This window comes from Peptoniphilus grossensis ph5, assembly GCF_000311825.1.
GTDB classification, from domain to species: Bacteria; Bacillota; Clostridia; order Tissierellales; family Peptoniphilaceae; genus Peptoniphilus_A; species Peptoniphilus_A hominis.
Genome location: NZ_HE978566.1, coordinates 318,754 through 339,568, shown reverse-complemented (window position 1 = coordinate 339,568; position 20,815 = coordinate 318,754). Strand labels below are relative to the sequence as shown.

18 protein-coding genes are annotated in these 20,815 nt (G+C 33.4%); 3 read left to right on the top strand and 15 right to left on the bottom strand.

What is annotated here, in order from left to right; translation table 11 throughout:
* Positions 1-8: 8 nt before the first annotated feature.
* The 6 genes from gatC to HGPG_RS01510 form a co-directional block, all read right to left on the bottom strand.
* Complete coding sequence (gene gatC / locus HGPG_RS01535) at positions 9-290, bottom strand: Asp-tRNA(Asn)/Glu-tRNA(Gln) amidotransferase subunit GatC (RefSeq protein WP_019124290.1); 282 nt, start codon at positions 288-290, stop codon at positions 9-11.
* Positions 283-2,280, bottom strand: a complete 1,998-nt coding sequence (ligA, locus tag HGPG_RS01530) for an NAD-dependent DNA ligase LigA (protein ID WP_019124289.1) — start codon at positions 2,278-2,280, stop codon at positions 283-285. The genes gatC and ligA overlap by 8 nt, the downstream gene beginning before the upstream one ends.
* A gap of 10 nt (positions 2,281-2,290) precedes the next feature.
* On the bottom strand, positions 2,291-4,486 hold the full coding sequence (locus tag HGPG_RS01525) for an ATP-dependent helicase (protein ID WP_019124288.1): 2,196 nt from the start codon (positions 4,484-4,486) through the stop codon (positions 2,291-2,293).
* A 46-nt stretch (positions 4,487-4,532) separates the two neighbouring features.
* The gene (locus tag HGPG_RS01520) at positions 4,533-5,213 is read right to left on the bottom strand and encodes a tRNA threonylcarbamoyladenosine dehydratase (protein WP_019124287.1); all 681 of its coding nucleotides are present in this window, start codon (positions 5,211-5,213) and stop codon (positions 4,533-4,535) included.
* Positions 5,214-5,257: 44 nt separating this feature from the next.
* Positions 5,258-6,319: an S-layer homology domain-containing protein gene (locus HGPG_RS01515; RefSeq protein ID WP_019124286.1), complete on the bottom strand. Its 1,062-nt coding sequence runs from the start codon at positions 6,317-6,319 to the stop codon at positions 5,258-5,260.
* Positions 6,320-6,396: 77 nt separating this feature from the next.
* The gene (locus tag HGPG_RS01510; RefSeq protein ID WP_019124285.1) at positions 6,397-8,433 is read right to left on the bottom strand and encodes an S-layer homology domain-containing protein; all 2,037 of its coding nucleotides are present in this window, start codon (positions 8,431-8,433) and stop codon (positions 6,397-6,399) included.
* A 210-nt stretch (positions 8,434-8,643) separates the two neighbouring features.
* On the opposite strand from HGPG_RS01510, the gene HGPG_RS01505 reads away from it, so the two are divergent.
* From HGPG_RS01505 to HGPG_RS01495, 3 genes are read left to right on the top strand one after another with little or no spacing between them, the layout of a single operon-like run.
* Positions 8,644-9,456, top strand: coding sequence for a precorrin-2 dehydrogenase/sirohydrochlorin ferrochelatase family protein (locus HGPG_RS01505; RefSeq protein WP_019124284.1), 813 nt, complete (start codon positions 8,644-8,646; stop codon positions 9,454-9,456).
* Positions 9,457-9,465: 9 nt separating this feature from the next.
* Positions 9,466-9,753, top strand: coding sequence for a Cro/Cl family transcriptional regulator (locus HGPG_RS01500; RefSeq protein ID WP_019124283.1), 288 nt, complete (start codon positions 9,466-9,468; stop codon positions 9,751-9,753).
* Entirely contained in the window at positions 9,746-10,057 is a 312-nt protein-coding gene (locus HGPG_RS01495; protein ID WP_036731186.1) for a CC/Se motif family (seleno)protein, read from the top strand. The genes HGPG_RS01500 and HGPG_RS01495 overlap by 8 nt, the downstream gene beginning before the upstream one ends.
* Positions 10,058-10,160: 103 nt before the next feature.
* Here the strand turns inward: HGPG_RS01495 and ppsA are convergent, their stop codons facing one another.
* The 9 genes from ppsA to ybaK form a co-directional block, all read right to left on the bottom strand.
* Positions 10,161-12,509 carry a phosphoenolpyruvate synthase gene (gene ppsA, locus HGPG_RS01490; protein ID WP_019124281.1) on the bottom strand — a complete coding sequence of 783 codons (2,349 nt, stop codon included), beginning with the start codon at positions 12,507-12,509 and terminating at the stop codon, positions 10,161-10,163.
* A gap of 54 nt (positions 12,510-12,563) precedes the next feature.
* Positions 12,564-13,097, bottom strand: coding sequence for a class IV adenylate cyclase (locus HGPG_RS01485; protein ID WP_019124280.1), 534 nt, complete (start codon positions 13,095-13,097; stop codon positions 12,564-12,566).
* The gene (locus HGPG_RS01480; RefSeq protein WP_019124279.1) at positions 13,097-13,780 is read right to left on the bottom strand and encodes a metallophosphoesterase; all 684 of its coding nucleotides are present in this window, start codon (positions 13,778-13,780) and stop codon (positions 13,097-13,099) included. Before HGPG_RS01480 ends, HGPG_RS01485 begins: the two co-directional genes overlap by 1 nt.
* Positions 13,781-13,787: 7 nt before the next feature.
* Positions 13,788-16,037: an ATP-binding protein gene (locus tag HGPG_RS01475; RefSeq protein WP_019124278.1), complete on the bottom strand. Its 2,250-nt coding sequence runs from the start codon at positions 16,035-16,037 to the stop codon at positions 13,788-13,790.
* Positions 16,027-17,049, bottom strand: coding sequence for a metallophosphoesterase family protein (locus tag HGPG_RS01470; protein WP_019124277.1), 1,023 nt, complete (start codon positions 17,047-17,049; stop codon positions 16,027-16,029). The genes HGPG_RS01475 and HGPG_RS01470 overlap by 11 nt, the downstream gene beginning before the upstream one ends.
* Positions 17,050-17,113: 64 nt before the next feature.
* A complete protein-coding gene (locus tag HGPG_RS01465; RefSeq protein WP_019124276.1) occupies positions 17,114-17,665 on the bottom strand; it encodes an isochorismatase family protein in 552 nt (183 codons plus the stop codon).
* Positions 17,666-17,676: 11 nt separating this feature from the next.
* On the bottom strand, positions 17,677-18,585 hold the full coding sequence (locus HGPG_RS01460) for a PfkB family carbohydrate kinase (protein ID WP_019124275.1): 909 nt from the start codon (positions 18,583-18,585) through the stop codon (positions 17,677-17,679).
* Between the two features lie 4 nt (positions 18,586-18,589).
* Positions 18,590-20,254, bottom strand: coding sequence for a phospho-sugar mutase (locus tag HGPG_RS01455; protein WP_019124274.1), 1,665 nt, complete (start codon positions 20,252-20,254; stop codon positions 18,590-18,592).
* Positions 20,255-20,256: 2 nt separating this feature from the next.
* Positions 20,257-20,727, bottom strand: a complete 471-nt coding sequence (ybaK, locus tag HGPG_RS01450) for a Cys-tRNA(Pro) deacylase (RefSeq protein ID WP_019124273.1) — start codon at positions 20,725-20,727, stop codon at positions 20,257-20,259.
* Positions 20,728-20,815: the final 88 nt, after the last annotated feature.

Here is a 20,815-nt window from a genome sequence, read left to right as displayed (position 1 = left end):
AGTCCCTCCTAATCTACAAACTTAATAAGTTTAAAATAACCGTATTTTTTAGTAGCGGCATTTTCAAGTGCCTCTTCTTGGGAAAGAGACTCTCCAGTTTTATCTTCACGAATATTATTTTCTGTTCCATTAACTTGAAAAACTTTTTCAACACCTTCAGTGTCAATTTCCTTAATTTTGTTTACAAGTTCAATATTTTCATCAAAGCTTGGCGCAAATTTGTCAAGTTCTTCTTCTGAAAAATCAATTTGAGCAATATCTGCAATATGCCTTATATCTTCTTTATTCATTTAAACCTCCTACTAATTTATCAAGTTCTTCTAAACTTAAGATTTTTATATCTAAGGACTGAGCCTTGTCATACTTTGAGCCAGGATTTTCGCCAGCTATTACATAGTCTGTCTTTTTGCTGACAGACCCGGTAACCTTTGCTCCAAGAGAAATTAATTTCTCTTCAAGTTCCTTTCTAGGAAGATCAAGTGTCCCAGTAATTACTATTGTCTTATCAAGAAGTGGCTTAGGCTTATCACCATCATCTTCATAAACTGGCTTTACTCCAAGTTCAAAAAGTTCATCAACAGCGCCAACAATTCTATCATCATTAAAAAATTCTACAATTTCCTTTGCTGTAATATTTCCAATGTCGCCAATTGTAATTAATTCTTCTTCCTTAGAATTTTTTAATTTATCAAAATCTTTAAAGTGATTTGCCAAATCTCTCGCCGTCTTTATTCCAACATTGGGTATGCCCAGTGCGTAAATAAAATTTGAGAGATGAGGACTCTTTGATGATTCAATTGCCCTTAAAAGATTATTAGTCCTCTTTTCCTTAAAGCCCTCAATTTTTATGATGTCATCGTACTTTAATTTATAAATGTCAGGAATTTCTTTTAAGTCAACTGTCTCCATTAATTTTTCAATTGTCTTTTCGCTAAATCCATCTATATTCATGGCATCTCTCGATGCAAAATGTGTAAGCCTTGACACAAGTTGTGGCACGCAAGAAAGTGTGTTAGGACAGAAGATGTGGACACCATCTTGATATAAATGTGACCCACAATAAGGGCAAGTCTTTGGTTTTTCAATTTCACGAGTTTTATTGTCTGATGGTAAAGTTCCAAGTATCTCTGGAATTACATCATTTGACCTTCTAATTAAAACTCTTGAACCAATTTTAACTTTTTTCCTTAAAATGTCGTCGTAATTATTTAAGGTTGCCCTCTGAACAGTTACACCGCCAATGTCCACTGGCTCAAGTATTGCAGATGGCGTTACCTTGGCAGTCCTTCCAACATTCCACACTACATCAAGAAGAGTTGTGGAAATTTCTTCTGCCTCAAATTTATAGGCAACTGCCCAGCGAGGAAATTTATTTGTGTAGCCCAAAGCTTTTCTAGTCTCAATATCATTGACCTTAATGGTAACTCCGTCAATTAAAATATCAAGCTTATTTCTATTATCTCCTATTTCGCTGATCTTATCTATGATTTCTTGGTATTTTTTTAGCTTAAAATTATATTTGGAAACTTTAAAATTATTTTCTCTCAAAAAATTTTTTATGTCCTCGTCAGTTTTAAATAAGTCCTTTTCAGTGTAGCCTACATTGTAGAAAAATGCCGTTAGATTCCTTTTCTTTGTCACCCTTGGGTCTAAATTTCTAAGAGCACCTGCTGCTGCGTTTCTAGCATTTTTTAATTTTTCTTCATTGTTTTCGTTGTACTTATTAAGCTCTGAAAGGGGCATCAAGCCTTCTCCCTGAACTTCAATTTTACCTGGATAAGAAATTCTAAGGGGCACAGAATAAATTGTCTTAACTTGCTCTAAAATCTCTTCGCCAATTATTCCATTTCCCCTTGTAGATGCCATTAGGAGATTTCCATTTTCGTAAGTTAAATTAATTGTGAGACCATCAAACTTTAATTCCACAATAAATTCTGGCTCTGGAAGTTTGTTTACATGATCTAAATTATAATCTTTCACAAACTTTTCTATTCTATTGTACCAAGCGAGAAGTGCCTCGTCTCCCTGAGCCTTATCCATGGAGTAAAGCCTAGCAAGATGAGTGTGCTTTACAAATTTATCTAAAATTGCACCGCCAACTCTTGTTGTTGGAGAATAGGGCAAAACTGTCCCCGTTTCATTTTCAAGATTTACGAGCCTGTCGTATAATTTGTCGTACTCTGCATCAGAAAGCAGTGGCTCATCTAAAGTATAGTAATGGTAATTTAATTTGTCGATTTCAGCAATTAGATTATCCATTTCTTTTATTTTATCATCCATATTTCACCAACTAATCAACTAATTCTATAGGGGCAACAGAAAGCATTAGCCTCTTTAGACCCTTTTTGTCAAAAGAAATTACAACTTCGTAGTCTCCATTTTTTTCCTTCTTTTGTACTACCATACCCTTGCCAAAAATTTTGTGCTTAACCTTGTCGCCAACATTTATATTTTTTCCATCACTTGATTTTTTACTTGTCTCAACTTTTTTGTCCATGCCAAAGAATTTTTTAGGTCTAGTGACTGAAGCCTTGCCTTCATTGTAATCGCGAATTTCAAGTAATTCTCTCTTTTTATCTTCAATTATTTCTATTTTGTCGCCCATTTCTCCAATAAACCTGCTCCTCTTTGCAGGAGTGAGCTTTCCATACATGGAACGAGTCCTTGAAGATGAAATAAATAAATTGTTGCGGGCACGGGTTACACCTACATAGCAAAGTCTTCTTTCTTCCTCAACTTCTTCATCACTTTCAAGAGCCCTACTTGTTGGGAAAAGTCCTTCCTCAAGTCCAACTAAAAATACTGTTCCAAATTCCAGTCCCTTGGCAGCGTGCATTGTCATGAGGTTTACTCCGCTGTCCTCTGAAGTTTTATCTACATCTGATAAAAGAGAAAGTGTATTTAAATATTCAGCTAGCTCTACTCCCTCTCTGTCGTATTCCATGATGTTTGAGTGGAGTTCTTCTATGTTTTCAAGTCGAGTCTTTGCTTCAATTGTATTTTGATTCTTTAAGTCAAGAGCGTAACCGCTTTCATATAAAACCTCTTCAAAGAGTTTTCCAATAGAAAGATTTCCTGCCCTTTCCTTTAAAATTTTTAGGATGCTGCCAAAATCTTTAATATTTTTTCTCGCCCTAAGATTTAAGTCTTCAAATTTGTCAATATTTGTCACTACATCATAAAGTGAAAGTCCCTTATTATCTGCATAGTCTAATAAATCAGAAAGAGACGTATCTCCAATTCCCCTCTTAGGTCTATTTATAATCCTAGAAAGGCTTACATTGTCATCAGTATTGTTTAAGACGCGAAGGTAGGCGAGAACATCCTTTACTTCCATTCTGTCGTAGAATTTTAGTCCGCCAACGATTTTATAGGGGATTCTCTCTCTCACAAGGGCTTCTTCAAAGCCTCTTGACTGAGCATTGGTCCTATAAAGTATCGCCATGTCTTTAAATTCTTCGCCCTTATAATTTAGGGCAATAATTTTATTTATAACTCCATATTCCTCTTCATTTGAGTGAGGAAACTCTCTGTAAACTACATCCTTGCCTTCATCTCTTGCTGTCCAAAGATTTTTTTCAATTCTCGTAGTGTTATATCCAATGACTTCATTTGCCACATCAAGAATTTTTTGCGTTGAACGATAGTTTTGCTCAAGCTTTACAATTTTTGCACCAGGAAAATCCTTGTGAAAGTTTAAAATATTGTTGATGTCGGCACCACGCCACTTGTAAATAGATTGGTCATTATCGCCAACTACAGTGAGGTTGGGATTTTTGCCTGCAATTAATTTTATTAGCTGGTACTGAATCTTATTGGTGTCTTGATATTCGTCAACAAAAATATACTCAAACTTGTCCCTATAAAAATCTCTAACATCTTCTTCAGACCTTAAAATATCTACAGTTTTTATTAAAAGATCGTCAAAGTCTAGGGCATTATTTTTTCTAAGTTTTTTCTCGTAGACCTCATAAATTTTGCCAAGATTTTCCTTGAAAAAATTGTCCTTGTTGGCCTCTATGTATTCAAGAGGACTTATGCCTTCGCCCTTGATGTTTGAAATATCATTTACAATTGACCTTGGCTTATACATGTCCTTATCAATAGCAAGTTCAGCAATAGCTTCTTTGACAACTGTTATCTGATCATCTCTATCGTAAATAGTAAAATTTCCATTATAGCCAATTCTTTCAATATTTCTTCTTAAAATTCTCACACAAATTGAGTGAAAAGTTCCTATCCACATTGAGGAGATGTCCCTATCAATTAGCTTTTGAACCCTGTCCTTCATTTCCTTGGCAGCCTTATTAGTAAAAGTTATTGCCAAAATCTTCCATGAAGGGACATTTAATTCTTCCATTAAGTATGCAATTTTTGAAGTTACAACCTTGGTCTTGCCAGAACCTGCCCCTGCCAAAATAAGTAGTGGACCTTCTGTTGCCAAAAGTGCTTCTCTTTGTTTATCATTTAAAGTATTTATATCCATGACTTCTCCTTACTGCTAATTATTATATGTTTTTTTCGCTATCATTTCAACTTTTTAAGATATCAGAGACCACATAGGAAGCCAAAACCATACCACAAACAGGTGGCACAAAAGAAATTGAACCGGGAGTTCTGTCTCCTGTCTTTATTGGGATTTCTTTGGAGCAAACTACCTTTAATTTTTTTATATTCATCTCTTTTAATTTTTTTCTCATAATTCTTGCCACTGGGTCATTTTTTGTCCTTTCGATGTCTAGGACTTCAAATTTTGTAGGATCAAGGCGATTGCCTGCACCCATGGCAGAAATTATTTTTATATTTTTTTCATGTGCTGCCTTTATTATTAAAAGCTTAGAAGTAATTGTGTCAATGGCATCTATAACATAATCGTAGGATTCAAAGTCAATTTCCCCTATATTTTCTTCTGTTACAAATAAATCGTATTTTTTTATTTTTACTTCAGGATTTATCTCCAAAAGTCTTTCTTGGCAGGCATCTACTTTTCTCATGCCTAGAGTCTTTGTCGTTGCAAAAATTTGTCTATTTACATTTGTAATTTCATATTCATCGCCATCCACAATGCCAACTTTTCCTATGCCAGCACGGACAAGGGCTTCAACTGAGGAGCCGCCAACGCCACCTAGGCCAAAGACTAAGACAGATTTTGAATTAATTTTTTTTATATCATCAGCTGAGAGCATCCTCTCACTTCTACTTAAAAATTCCAATTTTCCTCCAATTTGAAAGGGCCGTCATAAAACAGCCCTTCTTATTACTTTAATTTAATATTTGTCAAAGAATTTTCGCCAAAAATTCCAGAACCTTCTACAAGGTCATTTAGCTTGTGAGCCTTAAAAGTGTTGATAGTTATAATATTGCCTGGTCCAAACTTATCTGAGTCGCTTTCAGTAACCTTTACCCTAATATATTTTACATTACCGCCGTCGATTACTTCAATGACTTCACCCTTGAAGTTTACCATAGTGCCCACTTCAGCAGGTGTCAGCTCTTCTGTATTACTTTTAGATTCTTCACCATTTAAAATTGAATTAGTGTTTAGGGCATTATTAGCCTCATTATTTTTATTTTCTTCAGGAACCTTATTATCACTATTATTTACAGATAAATCTTCTCCAGCAGGTGCATTTCCACTATTTTTAACCTTATCAAGGTTGCCACTTACATAGGCAAGACCTCTTGAAGTAATAACAGCAATTTCGCTTCTTCTTATGGCAAAATTTCCATTGAAGTTGCCATCAGAACCTGTACTAGTAAAAATATTCGCACTAATAAGATTTGGAAGATACTCCATAGTTAGTGGATTAATATTGTTGATGTCCTTGTACTTTAAGTTTGACCTGTCTGCATTTTTTTCAAGCCTAAAGGCTCTGGCATAATAAACTGCAATTGTATTTCTATTTGGATAAACTTTGTTTTCCAAAAATCCCTTTTCACGCGCGCTTGTAATAGTCTTTTCAGTAATTGTGCCTTGGTAAAGATTGTAGCAAACAGCATCCTTTGCCCAGTCTACTATTCCATTGGCATTTACAAATTCAAGATAAGCAGCCCTAGCTGAATTTATTTCATCTTGGCTAGGATTTAAAACAGTCTTTAAAATTTGCATAATTTCCAAAAAGCTAACGGGGTTATTTGGTTTAAAACTTCCGTCTTCATATCCCTTTAAAATATTTTTCTTAGATAATTCCTCTACATAATCATATGCCCATCCACTTTTGCCATTTTTGCTTAAATCTTTAAAGGACTTTGCAAAAATACTTGCTGGCGCAAATAAAAGTAGGGCACTTAAAGCTATAGCTATAAATTTCTTTTTCATTTCATCACTCCGATTTGTATTATATCATAAATTTGAGCAAAAAAAATAGAAACCACTGTGGGTTTCTATTTTAGCTATTAAAATTGAGAAATGTTATTGTATCTATTATTGTAGTTTCCATTGTAATATCGATTGCTGTCCAAGAAATATGTGTAATCTTTAAAATCGCTCTTTCTAGTAGTTCTATTTGCGTAATTTAAAAACTCTCTAGGATTTCCAAGTTTTCTGTTGTTTGAATCTGAAATTATTTCTCCATCATAATTTAAATAACCATCAAAGGATAGAACATCATATAGTTCTAGCTTTTGACTAGTTTGGAAATAAAGAGTCTTTCCTGGTTTTAATTTTTCATTATCTGATTGAATAACTCTAATTCCAATCTTGTAGACATTATAATTATATCCAACATCTAGATTGCTTATAACTTGGAACATTCCACTGAATTGTAAATTTGAATCAACTATAGTAATAGTTTCAACATCTCCATAATTATCAAGAGATAAAATAACATCTTTGCCTCTTAAATAAGATTCAGTAACTTGAGTTTGCTTATATCCATTGTAAGATTTTATTTCATATCTATCTGCAAGATAATATGTTTTAGTGTATCCATCCTTTGTCCTAATATCTATATAGCGATTATATCTTCTGTTAGTAAAAGATGATTCAACACCACTATATGCAATAACTTCCCCTGTTACATTGCCATTATTATCATAATTAGATGCAAGTCCCTTTACAACTTTATAATTTACATAAAGATTTACATCATCATTTAAAGTAATTTTATTTAAATCTTTAGTTTCACTTGTAATATAGAATTCATAATCCTTATTGTCCTTTAGTCTAATCTTTAAAGAAGCCTTATCTTTATTTGAAGTGTCAAGAGAAGTAATTCTTCCCTTTACTTGAGCTTCTTTAGGGAATACTGTCATTTCAGTTATTTTGTTGTCAGCATTTGTCTTAAATTCAACAAGGTCATCAACGTTTACATCTGCAAGTTTTAAGTCCTTGCCATAAGCTTTGATCTTAACATTGGAATCAAGAGTGAAAGTCTTAGTGTCAGAAGTTGAAATTTTTGAAGTTGTTCTAAAGTCAATTGAAGTTGAATTGTCTCTATATCTAAGAGTGATTTCATTTGTTCCCTTAGAGTTTACATATCCAACCATGTCAAGCATTGCATTTGTAACAGTGATTGTCTTTGCTGTGCCTTCTCTGTCAACAGAGTTGCTCTTTATATATTCTATTTCTACCTCTTGACCAGCCCTAATGTCTTCAAGCTTGATGTCTTTGTCCTTTAATTTAAATTTTGTGTTGTTGTCAAGGTCAAAGGAATATTTTTGTTTGTCTACTTCAATGATAATTACATTTACATTGTTTAGCTTTGAAGAAAGAATTACAGTTCCCTTTTTCTTTTCAACCTTAGAGCTTACTGTGTTTCTAGCTGCGTAATCAAAGGAAGCCTTAGTGATTATTGCAGTTTCTGCACGTGTAATAGGTCTATCTCCTTCAAATTTTCCATCAGATCCAGTTGAAGTGAAAATGCCTGCTTCTATAAGGGAAGCTAAGTATCCTCTCAAGCTGTCGCTCATAGTGCTTTGATCTTTATGTCTCAAAAGTGTAGTGTTGCCATTTGCATTTAAGTTAAGTGCTCTGGCAAAGAAAATTGCAATATCGCTTCTGCTTGGATATTCTCTTCCATTGATTTTGAAGAATCCTCTTTCATAAGCTTTCTTTAATGCACTTTCATTTAAGTAACCTCTGTGAAGAGCCAAGCAAACTGCATCTTCAGCCCAAGAATTTACGCCATTGTCCTTGGCAGTTTTTGAATATTTTTCTTTAGCAGTTTTTACTTCATCAGCACTTGGATTTAGAACTTGTTTAATAAGTTGTAAAAGTTCTTCAAGTGAAACTGAATCACCTGGCTTAAATTCTCCATCTGGATGTCCACTAATAACATTCTTGTCGCTTAATACATCAATTGCATTGTAAGCCCAAGAATATTTATTGTCTTTTTTGACATCCTTAAACTCTTTTGCAAAAGTTGCGCTTGGTACTAGCATAATTGTTGCAAGACCAAGAACAGCTGCTCTCTTTAAATTATTAGATTTCATTATAAAACCTCCATTTTTCTATAGCCTGTTTAGTCTATTATAACACATAATATACCCATTATATTTTAGAAATATTAAAATTTTATTAAATTAGTAGTGAAAAGTTATAATAAATGTAATAATTTGCTTAAAAAGTCCTAATATTTGGTATAATTAAGCTAAGCTTACATATTATTGTAAATAAATTTAATTTTATAAAGGAGTGATATTATGCGTTACCTACCAGTGAGTCTTGACACCTTTGAGAAAAAGATTTTAATTTTAGGTGGAGGCTACCTTGCCCTATCTGCACTTAAATCGGTAATAGATACTGAAGCAGAAATATATATGATTGCAGACAGCTTTACTAAAGACATAGTAAAAAAATCTGAAGAGTCTGATGGCAAAATTAAGTTAAAGGAACATGAACTTGAAAAGGATTTTAAGTTTATGGGATTTGACTATGTGCTCATTGCCACAGAGGACTTCGAGCTCAATGAAGCCCTGGAAAAAAGAGCCCACGGAAGAAATATGATTTACCAAAGATTTGATATCTTTTCAAAGTCACTAATGTCCATAAATAAATCTATTGAAAGAGGACCACTTACTTTTTCACTAAATTCTTCAAGACTCAATCCAACTATTACAGATATAATTTTTGAAGATTTAAAAGAATTCTCTCAAAAATATAATTTGGAAAAATTAAATATTTTAAGCGAAATTAGGTCTGAACTTGTTCGCAAAAATTCACAAAACATTGACGAAATCATCAGCAAGCTCTATGAATCTGAAACTATAAATCTTTCAACTTTCTTAGAAGAGATGCCTGAATATAAGATTGAGGATTTAAAATCTTCTGAAGATTTACTTAATCATATTGAAAAGGGCAGCCAAATAAACCTAGAAAGAGAAAGTAGCTTAGAAGATGATCAAATCATCAAAAAGAATTTAGATGATGCAAAAAACTTTTCAAGAGACAAGGATCTTGATAGAAGTGATTTAAATTTGGAAAGTTTTCACGATTTAGATAAATTTAAGAAATGAGGTAATAAAATGATTGGTTATGTAGGAAGTATGCCTGGAAAAGTTTTTAGTGAAAAGGAATTTACTCTAGTGAAAAAAGTTTTAGCCTCTGGCGAATCTATTGACAAGCACAATCACCCTGGCTTTACTGTACTTGTAACTATTGTTAAGGGTCAAATTAAAGTTATATTAAATGATGATGAAGACAGAGAGTTTGAACCAGGTAAGGTTCTTAAATTCGACGGTGAAAATTATATTGCCATTGAAGCTATTAAGCCAAGCGAATTTTTTGTAACTCTCATAAAAAAGGATGAGTAATTTGAGAATTAAAATTACAGAGAATGCTCTTAAATTTTTATCTGATAAAAAGGCAAGAGAAATTACTGTTGACTTAATTACATCAAAGCAATGTTGTGGAAGTGGCATGCCCACTTCTGACACCTATATTGGTAGCCCAAGGAGAAGAGAAAGAGACCACCAGGTCTTTGAAGAAGAGGGTCTTAAAATAAATATTGACAAATCCCTAGAGTTTCAAGACGACTTGTGCACTATAGACTTAGTAAATCTAATCTTTACAAAATCTCTTGTGTCAAATTTTTTGGACTACAACAAATTAATTTAAATTTTATCTGCTGATTATATCAGCAGATTTTTTTATTTAGACTATGATTTAAGGCATATAAAAAAGATCCCATGTCGCCATGAGATCTTTCTTTATTTATATCTTACATTTGTCTAAGTTTCTTTAAAATAATTTTTTGTTCAACACTTGCAACAAGTCTTCTTGTGTATTCAACTGTGTCAGGGTTTACTGACATTGAAGTGATTCCACATTCAACTAAGAATTCTGCAAGTTCTGGGTATTGGCTTGGTCCTTGTCCACAAATTGAGCAAGTGATTCCCTTTTTGTTGGCTGCATCGATTATTGTTTTTAGGGCAATTTTAACTGCGTCATTTCTTTCGTCAAAGTAGCCCATATTGTTAAGAACGCCAGAGTCTCTGTCTGCACCCATTACAAGTTGTGTCAAGTCATTTGAGCCAATGGAGAATCCGTCAACTAATTCTGCAAATTCTTCTGCTTGAAGAACTACTGCTGGCACTTCTGCCATAATCCAAATCTTAAAGTTTTTAGATTGAACAAGACCTTCTTCAGCCATAATTCCCTTTACAACTCTAAGTTTTTCAGGAGTTCTTACGAAAGGAAGCATAACAATTACATTTGTAAGTCCATATTCTTCTCTAACTTTTTTAATAGCACGACATTCAAGTCTAAAGCCTTCTTCGTATTCAGGAGAAATATATCTTGAAACGCCTCTCCAACCAATCATTGGGTTAGCTTCAATTGGCTCAACTTCGTCTCCTCCCTTTAGACCTCTAAATTCATTTGTCCTAAAGTCAGAAGTTCTAACAACTAAATTCTTTGGATAAATTGCTTGAGCAACTTTGGAAATTCCTTCAGCAAGTTTATCTATCATTAAGTCGCCTTGGCCAGTTTTTACTAAATACATTGGGTGAGCACCAATCATATTTGTGAAAATAAATTCAGTTCTCATTAGTCCAATGCCGTCCATTGGCAAGTTTTTATATTTTTCAATTAATTCTGGTTCGCCAAGGTTCATATAAATCTTAGTAGCAGTTGTTGGTGCAAATAAATTTCTAAGTTCATCTAGGTTTGCAATACTTGATACATTTGGAGAGTCAGGAGATTTCTTTTCTTCTTTTTCCTTTAGAACTTCACCTTCATATACAATTCCTCTTACTGCATCAACTGTTACTGTGTCCCCTGTCTTTAGTGTTTTTGTTGCAGTTTTTGCCCCAACTATACATGGAATTTGTAATTCTCTTGAAACTATAGCTGCGTGACAAGTTCTTCCGCCTTCGTCAGTAACAACTCCAGCACATTTTCTCATTGCAGGAACCATGTCTGGGTTAGTCATGGCAGTTACAAGTACATCTCCTTCTTCAACAAGGTTGATTTCTGAAATGTCTTTTATAAGTTTAACTTTACCTCTGCCAATTCCTGGAGAAGCAGGAAGTCCCTTAACAAGTGTGATTAATTTTTCTTCCTTTTCTTCCTTGTCGCCAAGAGTTGTAATAGGTCTTGATTGTAGGAAGTAAAATTCCTTAGTGTCTCTGTCAAAGCCCCATTCAGTGTCTTGAACTGAGCCATAAAGTTTTTCTACCTTAAGTCCTCTTTCAACAAGAGTGTCTAATTCCTTAGGAGAAAGTGCTTCAGCCTTTACTGCATCAGCTCCTAAGATGTCTTTTACATTAACTACTCTAGTTCCAACACCATTTTCATTTTTAATTACCATGTATTCTTTTTCGGCAATATTTTTTTCAATTACTTTTTTAGTTTTTTTGTCGATAATATATTCATCAGGAGTTACAATTCCGGAAACAACAGCTTCTCCAAGTCCGTAACTTGCGTTAATCATCATTTCATCTTTGCTATTATTAATTGGGTTTGCTGTAAACATTACTCCAGACTTTTCAGAGTTAACCATTTTTTGAATTACAACTGAAAGAGCAACATCAAAATGATCGTAATTTTGTTTTTCTCTATAATAAATTGCCCTTGAAGTCCAAAGTGATGCAAAGCAATCTCTTATGTGATTTAAAAGTTCTTCTTCGCCAGAAATGTGTAAATAAGTATCTTGTTGTCCTGCAAAGGATGCGTCAGGCAAATCTTCTGCAGTAGCTGAAGATCTAACAGCAACTTCTGGGTCTTTAACTCCAATGTTTTCAGAAAATTCTCTGTAAGCAGATAAAATTTCTTCCTTTAGTTCTGGATCAAATTCTTTTTCCTTTATTTTCTTTTGGATTTCCTTTGAAGCATTAGTTAGTTCATCAACATTTTCAACATCTACAGCTTCCATCAAAAATTTTACAACTTCGTCAAGTTCTGCGTATTTAATAAATTTTGTGTAGCCACTTGCAGTGACACAAAATCCTGGAGGCACAGGTAGTCCAAAACTAGTTAGTTCACCTAAGTTTGCGCCCTTTCCTCCGACAATTCCTACATCTTCTTTACCAATTTCATCAAACCATTTAATATAATTATACTTAGACATAAGCTCCTCCTTATTTGCTAAAAATATTATAACACATTAATTATATATGTCACACTATTTTTTTAAAGATTTTCTAAGTTCGTCAATAGACATTGTAGATACATGGTCCCTATCTATTTTAAGTTCATCTACGAGGCTATAAATTTCTTCCATGCTTGGCGCTTCAATCTCCACATAAGGCTTTGGATAAGTGTCTTCATCCCAAGTGTCAATGTCAATGACAAGGGAATTTAAACTGTATTTTCTTCTGTTCTTGTAGCCCTTGTGAAATTTGTCGTAGCCAAGACATTTTAAAATATTTATTAAATCTTCCACACTATTTATTTCAGTAGTGTGTTCTATATTGTCCCTCACCTTTATGTCAGAGATATTTTCTTTAAAGGTAAAATATTTTTTCTCTTTACCGCCAGATTTTGCAACCCTAATTCTAAGATAGCCATGCTTCTTATAAATTTTATGGGCCGTTGAATTAACTGTAATATTAATTTGGTCTTCTTCCTTTACAAATTCAGCGCCTAGGGCTTTTATTTTTTCTTCAAAATCTTTTATGTCAATATCAAGAAGTTTAACTTCAATTTCTCTTTCCATTAGTCCTCCAAAATTTTTTTTAACTTAAAATCTAAGTAGTCGCTTGCAACAAATTCATATTCCACTCCCAAGAGTTCTCCCTCATAGGAATACTTGTGACCCTTGCCATGAAGGTGGCCGTAGATACATTTTTCCACCTTGTAGTCTGAGAGAGTCTCAGAAAATTCATTAGGCCCTAAATCTTGGTTAAAGGGTGGATAGTGAATCATGGCAATTATTTTTTTGTTTACACAGGAATCCAGAGAGTTTTTAAGTCTCTGGACTTCTCTCAAATATATTTTTTCATCATCTTCCGAAAATTCAAAAGAATCACGAGAAGCCCAACCTCTCGTTCCACAAATGGAATAATCTTTGTATTCAAAGGAGTTGTTGTGCAAAAAGTGAATGGTCTTCAAGTCTAAATTGTTCATCTTGTTTAGGGAAGACCACCAATAATCGTGATTGCCCTTGGAAATTATTTTGGTTCCAGGTAGGTCATCAATTCTCTTTAAGTCAAGGGCTGCTGTATCTAGTTTTAGTGCCCAAGAAATATCTCCTGGCAGGAGAACTAGGTCTTCATCACTTACCACTTCTTTCCAGTTTTCAATTATTTTTTCTTCGTGATTTTCCCACTTATCTCCAAAAATATCCATAGGTTTTTCTTCTGTATAATCGAAGTGAAGATCTCCTATTGCGAATATCATATACACCTCAAAGTTTAATTAAATTATATGTCAAATTGTATTTATCTAAAATTTCTCTTTCCCTATTTGAACTTGAAAAAATTAAAACTTGCTCTTCATCCTTTAAGACTTCCAGAGTGTTTTTTAGCCTTTCATCATCGTAGGAGTCAAAATGACTGTCAAGTACAAGGGGAATTTTTTTGTCAGTAATTATTTTTGAAATAGAAAGCCTAAAGGCAAGATAAATTTGGTCCATGGTGCCAAGGCTTAGCCTATCTAAAGCTACATAATCGCCAACATTTTTATCATATACCTTTATGTCAAATCTGTCATCAATTAAAATTTCGCTGTACTTAGATGAGGTCATCTTATCCAAATACTTTGAAATATTGTTTTTTAAAATAGGCAGAGTGTCCCTTCTTCTTAGATTTATAAAGTCCTCAAATTTATCAATAGAAAGCTCTAGAAGTTCTCTCCTATATTCTAATTTTTTAAGTTTATCCTCAAGCTCAAAGGATTTTTCTTCTAGGCTTCTCAGTTTTTCCAAGGATTCTTCCTGAGTTTTTAAAATTCCCTCTAAGTTTGAAATTTCTCTTGTGACTTCTTTAATTTTATCTGAAATTGATTCTAGGGACTCTTCATTATAAATTTTGCCACTTAAATTTTCTCTTTCAAGAGCTTCAATTCTATATTCGTATTCACTTGTCTTGTCCTTATTAGAGTCTTTAAGTTCATAAAATAAATTTTTTAAGTCTTTAATGTTTTTTACGCCATATTTTTCAAAAATTTTTAGGAGTTCTCCTTCAAGCTCTGAGATTTTTTCCTTGGTCTCTCTTATTTCAAGGTGATTTTTTTCCTTCCAACTTTCATTGTACTCATTTTTAGAAATATTTTTTAAGTTTTCTTCCTTTTTTTCATCTAAAATTTCTGAAAGAGCTTTTAAATCTCTTGCCTGATATTTTTCAAGAAGTTCAGCAAAATCCTTGTCAAATTCTTTCTTCTTTATGGTTTTGTCCATGGATTTTTTCTTAAAATCTATGAGCTTGTTTTTTAGGCGATATAAAAGGTCCTTGTTTTCTCTGTATTTTACAATTCTAAAGTAAGAATAAGTGAAAAATATTATAGAAAAAATTATGAGAAAATATTTTTTCAAGTAAATTGAAAGAAAGACTGTGGCTCCACCTGCAAGACATGATAAAAATATTTTTAAAAAGTATTTAAAGGCAACTTTTTCTATGTTTTTTATGTCTGCAGAAATTATTTCTATTTCTTTAGAAAAATTATTTTCATTTAAAAGTGCAATTTCTTCTTTAATTTCCTTAAATCTCTTGTAGTCAAGTTCTGCATCATCGTCAATTTCAAAAATATGACCTTCTTGGGAAAGTAAATCGTCAAGCTTGCTTGAATAAAGTCCCGTAGACCTATTTATTTCAATGGCCCTTTCAAGGTCAGAAAAATCAAAATTTTCATCCTGCCTAATCTTTTCTTCTTGGCTTTCCTTTAACTTCTTTTTTAATTCTTGGAGTTCAAAAAGCTTTCTGCCCCTCATCTTATCTTCAAGATCCTTTAATTCTTCCTCGGCATCTTTATGGGCTTGGGCAGTTTTTTCATAATTTTCCCTTAAACTTGCAAAATTTATTTTTTCAGCTGTAATTTTTTCTAGCTCTCCATAGGTCCTTCCAATTTCAGAGGTCTTTCGCCTCTTAGTTCCCAAGTCATCTAAATCTTTATTCATCTTGTCCAAAAGCTTTGTCAAATCAATATTTTCATCTTGAGAGACAGAAAAGTTGTCGATTTTATTTTTTATTTCTCCTGCAGCATCTTCTTCTACTTGAGAAAATCTTTGAGAAATAAAAAAACTAGATTTGTAGAGCTTTCTGCTCATGTCAAAAAATATGAGACCAGGCTGCGGGATTCGTGAATTTAAATAATTTCTCTCATCCTTGGAAAGATCTTCGCCATTTTCTATATTTAATATAGAAATTTCATCGGCATCAAAGTCTCGACTCACCCTATAATTTTCGCCCTGGTCACTTAAAAGCACATAGCCCCTATATAAATTGGAAGACCAGGGTCTTGATTTTTCAAAAATATCGTCGCGAACTTTTCTGGCGAGGGAATCTCTGCTAAAACCGTAAAAAATTCCGTCAATAAAATTAACGATAGTGGACTTGCCACCCTCATTTTCTCCTGAAATTAAATTGAGACCCCTGTCAAGCTCTATTATTTTATTTTCAAATTTTCCAAAATTTAAAATTCCCAGTTCCTTAAATATCATAATATTGCTCCAAAATGTACTCCCTAGAAAGGTCTCTGGCATCTCTTTCTATTTCATCATCAGAAAAAGTGTCAAGGAGATCTAAAATATACTTGTCTTTAATTTCAAGGTCACCATCAAGGGCTTGTGTCAGTTCATTATTTATTTCAAAATAAAGGGCTGAAAGATTTTCTCTCAAAAAGCTTTCAATTTCCCTTTTGTGCAGGCTCTTTCCCTTAAGAGTAATCCTATATAAATTGTCTTCTTCTATTTTGTCTTGAAGGTTTTTTAAAATTTCAGAAAAAGTCATGTCTTCACTTATTTTTACATCAAGATTTACAAACTCTCTCCTGGAAAAATCTTTGTATTCAAGGATTTTTTTCTCATCATCTAAAAATATTATCCCCCTCTTGCCCTCATCCTTAAAGGAAAGTGGAATCAGTGAGCCGCAGTAGTAGGCATTGTCAAGGACCTTGCCCCTCTTGTGGATGTGACCCAGTGCCAGATAATTAAATTCTCTCATAAAACTTTCATCAAGGGGCAAATACCTCTCGTCTTTTAGGTCAGAGTGAAAGAGACCAATATTGATAAAGTTTTTATCTAGTTTCACCTGGCTAAAATCTTTCTTGAAATTATAATTGTCATAGGATATTCCATAAATTCGCGTCTTTAAGTCGCTTAATTCATAAAAATCCAAGTCGCTTTTAAATATATATAAATTTTCTGGCAAATCTACCTTTAAAAATAAATTGTCAGAAGAAAGATAGTCGTGATTTCCAAAGACTACAAAGACCTTTGCCTTAATGGTCTTAATTATATCTAGAAATCTCTTTAAGTCCCTTAGGTTAAAAAATTCTCTCTCAAATAAGTCTCCAGCAAGTAAAAAAATATCTGCCTGGACCTCATTAGAAAAGTCAGCTAAGTCTTTAAAGGCACGCCAAGTATCCTCTAAAAGTTTATTTGAAACTTCAAGAGGAAGTCTTCCCCTGTAAAATTTTTTTAAATGTAAATCACCTGCGTGAATTATTTTCATCTTATCACCAAAGTAATTATATCACAGTGAAAACAAAAAAGAGCTCCACCTGGAAGCTCCTCGATTAAATAATTAATTTTTGTAAAGTTTTAAATTCATCTGTGCCAGCAATGCCTGCTAAATCAAATAAAACTGTCTCTGTGTTTGTAATAACTGCACCCATTTCGCCAAGTTGTGCCATGCCATTTTTCGTGTTTTTTTCTGACCTTGAGCCAAGAGCATCTTCTACTACAAAAACTTCAAAGCCAGCTTCTAAAAGTGCCCTCACTGTTTGGAAAACGCAAATATGTGTTTCCATGCCGCAGATAATAATTTGTTTTTTACCAAGTCTATCAATTTCATTTTTTATTCCTTCATCCCCATAGGAATTAAAAGTTAGCTTGGGAAATTCTTCCTTATCCTTTAAAGGATCTTTGACTTCTTCATTAGTGTAGCCAAGTCCCTTTGGATACTGAACTGTATAAATTGCTTCTGCCCCAATAATGCTTGCCACCTTTGCCATAATTGTAGAATTTTTTACAATTTCTTCCTTGTTATACATTGCCTTTAAAAGTTTATCTTGAATGTCAATAAAGGCAAAGAGCACATTATCTCTATTTAAGTGAAAATTTTTCATTTATCCTCCTCTTAAATTTCTTCAACTTCAACGCTATTCATAATCTTTTTAATAGCGCTCATTTCTATTACATCTTTTTCAACAAAATTTTCCCATACTCCACAGGATATTGCAAGTTTTATTGAAGTGATAAAATCGTAATCTCTGTCAAGAGCCATGGCAAGACCTGCAAGGGATAGTTCTGTGTCAAATTTTTCTGTCAATTCTTTTCTGCCTAATTTTTCCTTATTGACATAGGCCCTATAATTTTTATCCTCTGTGGAAATTATTGTGGCTCTCTTGCTATTGACAAGGACAATTTTAGCTCCAGCTTGAATAAATTTTTTGTTGTAGTTAATAACTTCGCCAGTGTAGTTAATATTTTTTTCCTTTTCAATGTCATCCTTGTCAAAGACCAAAATATAGGGATTAGTCTTTTCTATTGCTTGAAGATTTTTTGGATTTACGGCAACCTTTATATTGTTTTTAAAGCAAATTGTAATAAGTCGATGGTAAATCTCATCATCAATTCCAAGTAAATCAATTTTTGGAATTACTGCAATTTTTTTGTTGTAAAGGGCTCTTTCAAAGGAATTTAAAATGTCGTTCCTGTCCTCCATAGTGATTCTAGGGTCTTGAGTCTTATAATCTTTTACAAAATCTGCGCCCCTTATTATAACTTCTTCAACATTTTCATCCTTGAGGGCAGTATAATTTACATCAATGCCAAGTCGGCTGAGGCTGAGAGCAATTTCTCTACCCCTAGTGCTTCCCTTTAGCATAAAAACTTCTGAATCCACGCCAAGTTTTTTTGCAAAAAGAGACATGTAAAGCCCCTTGCCGCCGGGATAAATTTTTGAGCTTTCAATTATATTTTCTGTCTCATTATTTAATTTAAATTCTCTAACAATTTTTGGGTTAAAGTCACAAAATAGTATCATTAAATCACCTGCTTGCCTGGATTTTTTCCATTATTTCTTCTTTCATAGCCCTTATTTTTCTTTTCGCTTCCTCTTTATCTTCAGAAACTGCATAGGCATAAATTTTTAATTTTGGCTCTGTGCCTGATGGCCTTAAGGCAAACCAAGTTTCTTCGCCAAAATAAAATTTTAATAAATCTTGTGGATTTTCCTCGTCCTCTATATAGTCAACTTTTTTCTTTAGGTCGCCAATTTTTTCAAAGTCTTCAATTTTTCTAAAATCATCCATGATTTTTTTCATGATTTCTTTTCCATCTTTGCCTTCAAAATAAACTGAGTCTAAAAGTTCTTCAAAGTAACCATATTTTTTATAAATTTCATCAAGATAATCTTTTATTTTTAAATTTCTCTTTTTTAGGTAGCCTGCCATCTCTGCCACAATCATTGATGTGCCAATGGCATCCTTGTCTCTTATGTGATCGCCAATTACATAGCCAATAGACTCTTCGTAGCCAAAGATAAAATTCTTCTCGCCAGTTTCATCCCAAATATTTGGAAGCTTGCAAATATTTTTAAAGCCCGTTAAAGTTTCAAAGACTTCTACACCATAGTCTGCAGCGATTTTTTTAATCAAATCGGCTGTTACAAGAGTCTTAACAAGAGCTCCCTTTTCTATATTTTTATCCTTAATTCTTTCCAAAATAAAGTTTCCAAGGATAAAGCCCATTTGATTGCCAGTGATTCTAAAAATTTCTTCGCCCATTTCCATTACAGCGACCCTATCTGAATCAGGATCAGTAGCAATAATTATGTCGGCATTTTCTTTTTTTGCAAGTTCTATTGCCCTGTCAAAGGCCCTTGGGTCTTCTGGGTTTGGATTTGTCACATTAGTGAAGTCTCCATCGGGGTTTTCTTGGTCAGGAACTACATAAACATTTTTAAAAGCTCTAAGGGCTAAAATTTTTCTCACATACTTATTGCCGCAGCCACTTAGTGGAGTGTAGACAATTTTTATTTCCTTGTCCACATCATCAGTAAGAGTGTGTTTTAATGTATTTCTGTAAAAAGATTTAGTAACTTTATCTCCAAGGAATTTTATATTTTCATACTCGCCTAATTTTTTTAAGCTGGCAAAATCAAAATCTAAGATGTCAATTTTTTGTGATTCAGCTTCTACCTCATCAGCAATGTCTGATAAAATTTGTGAGCCCTTTTCCCAATAAAGTTTAAAGCCATTGTAATTTTTTGGATTGTGAGAGGCTGTGATCATTATGCCAGAAATAGTTTTTAAGTATCTAATTGCATAGGCAAGAAGTGGCGTTGGAACAATGCCTGGGAAGAGGTAAACCTTAATGCCCTTTTCTGCCAAAATTTTTGCCGTTAAAATTGAAAATTCGTAGGAGTAATGCCTTATGTCACGACCTATTACCACTCCTCTTTTCTTTGCATCTTCGCCAAGGCTGTCGATTAAATTAGCAAGAGCAAGAGCTGTTCTTCCTACAGTTAAATAATTCATGCGATTTGTGCCTGCACCTAAAATGCCACGAAGCCCTGCAGTTCCAAATTCTAAATCCTTATAAAACCTGTCTTCAATTTCTTCTTCATTATCTTTAATATTTAAAAGTTCTCGCTTCAAATTTTCATCTAAATTTTCACTTGCAAGCCATTTTTCATAAATATCTCTATACATACTTACTCCTTTTTAATATCAGAAAATTCTCCATCAATTGCAGAAATTAATTCCTTAGGATTGACTTTTATTTGCATGCCAACCTTTCCTCCGCTAACATAAAAGTAGTCTAAGTCCTCTGCTGATAAGTCTATAAAAGTTTTAAAAGATTTTTTCATGCCAACGGGAGAGCAACCTCCGTGAACATAACCAGTCAGTGGAAGAAGTTTTTTTTGTGGAATCATTTCAATTTTTTTGGAATCCGATGCCTTCGCTGCCTTTTTTAAATCAAGTTCACTGGAAACAGGAACGACGAAGACATAATGCTCGCCATCCTTTGCTTCTGTGACAAGAGTTTTAAAGACCCTATTTTTGTCTTCCCCCAATTTTTCTGCAACATCTACTCCGCCAATTCCGTCCTTAGTTGAGTATTCGATTATTTCAAAATTTATATTTTCCCCTTCAAGGATTCTCATTGCATTTGTTTTTTTCATAAAATCACCTTTTCATCTACTTTAATTTTACAACAAAAAAGAATTTTCTTCATCTATTTAATCTTCTTCTTTAGCAAATTAAAAAGGC

Coding starts and splice junctions, on each gene's coding strand:
- gatC (WP_019124290.1), bottom strand. CDS start 290: ATGAATAAAGAAGATATAAGGCATATTGCAGATATTGCTCAAATTGAT.
- ligA (WP_019124289.1), bottom strand. CDS start 2,280: ATGGATGATAAAATAAAAGAAATGGATAATCTAATTGCTGAAATCGAC.
- HGPG_RS01525 (WP_019124288.1), bottom strand. CDS start 4,486: ATGGATATAAATACTTTAAATGATAAACAAAGAGAAGCACTTTTGGCA.
- HGPG_RS01515 (WP_019124286.1), bottom strand. CDS start 6,319: ATGAAAAAGAAATTTATAGCTATAGCTTTAAGTGCCCTACTTTTATTT.
- HGPG_RS01510 (WP_019124285.1), bottom strand. CDS start 8,433: ATGAAATCTAATAATTTAAAGAGAGCAGCTGTTCTTGGTCTTGCAACA.
- HGPG_RS01505 (WP_019124284.1), top strand. CDS start 8,644: ATGCGTTACCTACCAGTGAGTCTTGACACCTTTGAGAAAAAGATTTTA.
- HGPG_RS01500 (WP_019124283.1), top strand. CDS start 9,466: ATGATTGGTTATGTAGGAAGTATGCCTGGAAAAGTTTTTAGTGAAAAG.
- HGPG_RS01495 (WP_036731186.1), top strand. CDS start 9,746: ATGAGTAATTTGAGAATTAAAATTACAGAGAATGCTCTTAAATTTTTA.
- ppsA (WP_019124281.1), bottom strand. CDS start 12,509: ATGTCTAAGTATAATTATATTAAATGGTTTGATGAAATTGGTAAAGAA.
- HGPG_RS01485 (WP_019124280.1), bottom strand. CDS start 13,097: ATGGAAAGAGAAATTGAAGTTAAACTTCTTGATATTGACATAAAAGAT.
- HGPG_RS01480 (WP_019124279.1), bottom strand. CDS start 13,780: ATGATATTCGCAATAGGAGATCTTCACTTCGATTATACAGAAGAAAAA.
- HGPG_RS01475 (WP_019124278.1), bottom strand. CDS start 16,037: ATGATATTTAAGGAACTGGGAATTTTAAATTTTGGAAAATTTGAAAAT.
- HGPG_RS01470 (WP_019124277.1), bottom strand. CDS start 17,049: ATGAAAATAATTCACGCAGGTGATTTACATTTAAAAAAATTTTACAGG.
- HGPG_RS01465 (WP_019124276.1), bottom strand. CDS start 17,665: ATGAAAAATTTTCACTTAAATAGAGATAATGTGCTCTTTGCCTTTATT.
- HGPG_RS01460 (WP_019124275.1), bottom strand. CDS start 18,585: ATGATACTATTTTGTGACTTTAACCCAAAAATTGTTAGAGAATTTAAA.
- HGPG_RS01455 (WP_019124274.1), bottom strand. CDS start 20,254: ATGTATAGAGATATTTATGAAAAATGGCTTGCAAGTGAAAATTTAGAT.
- ybaK (WP_019124273.1), bottom strand. CDS start 20,727: ATGAAAAAAACAAATGCAATGAGAATCCTTGAAGGGGAAAATATAAAT.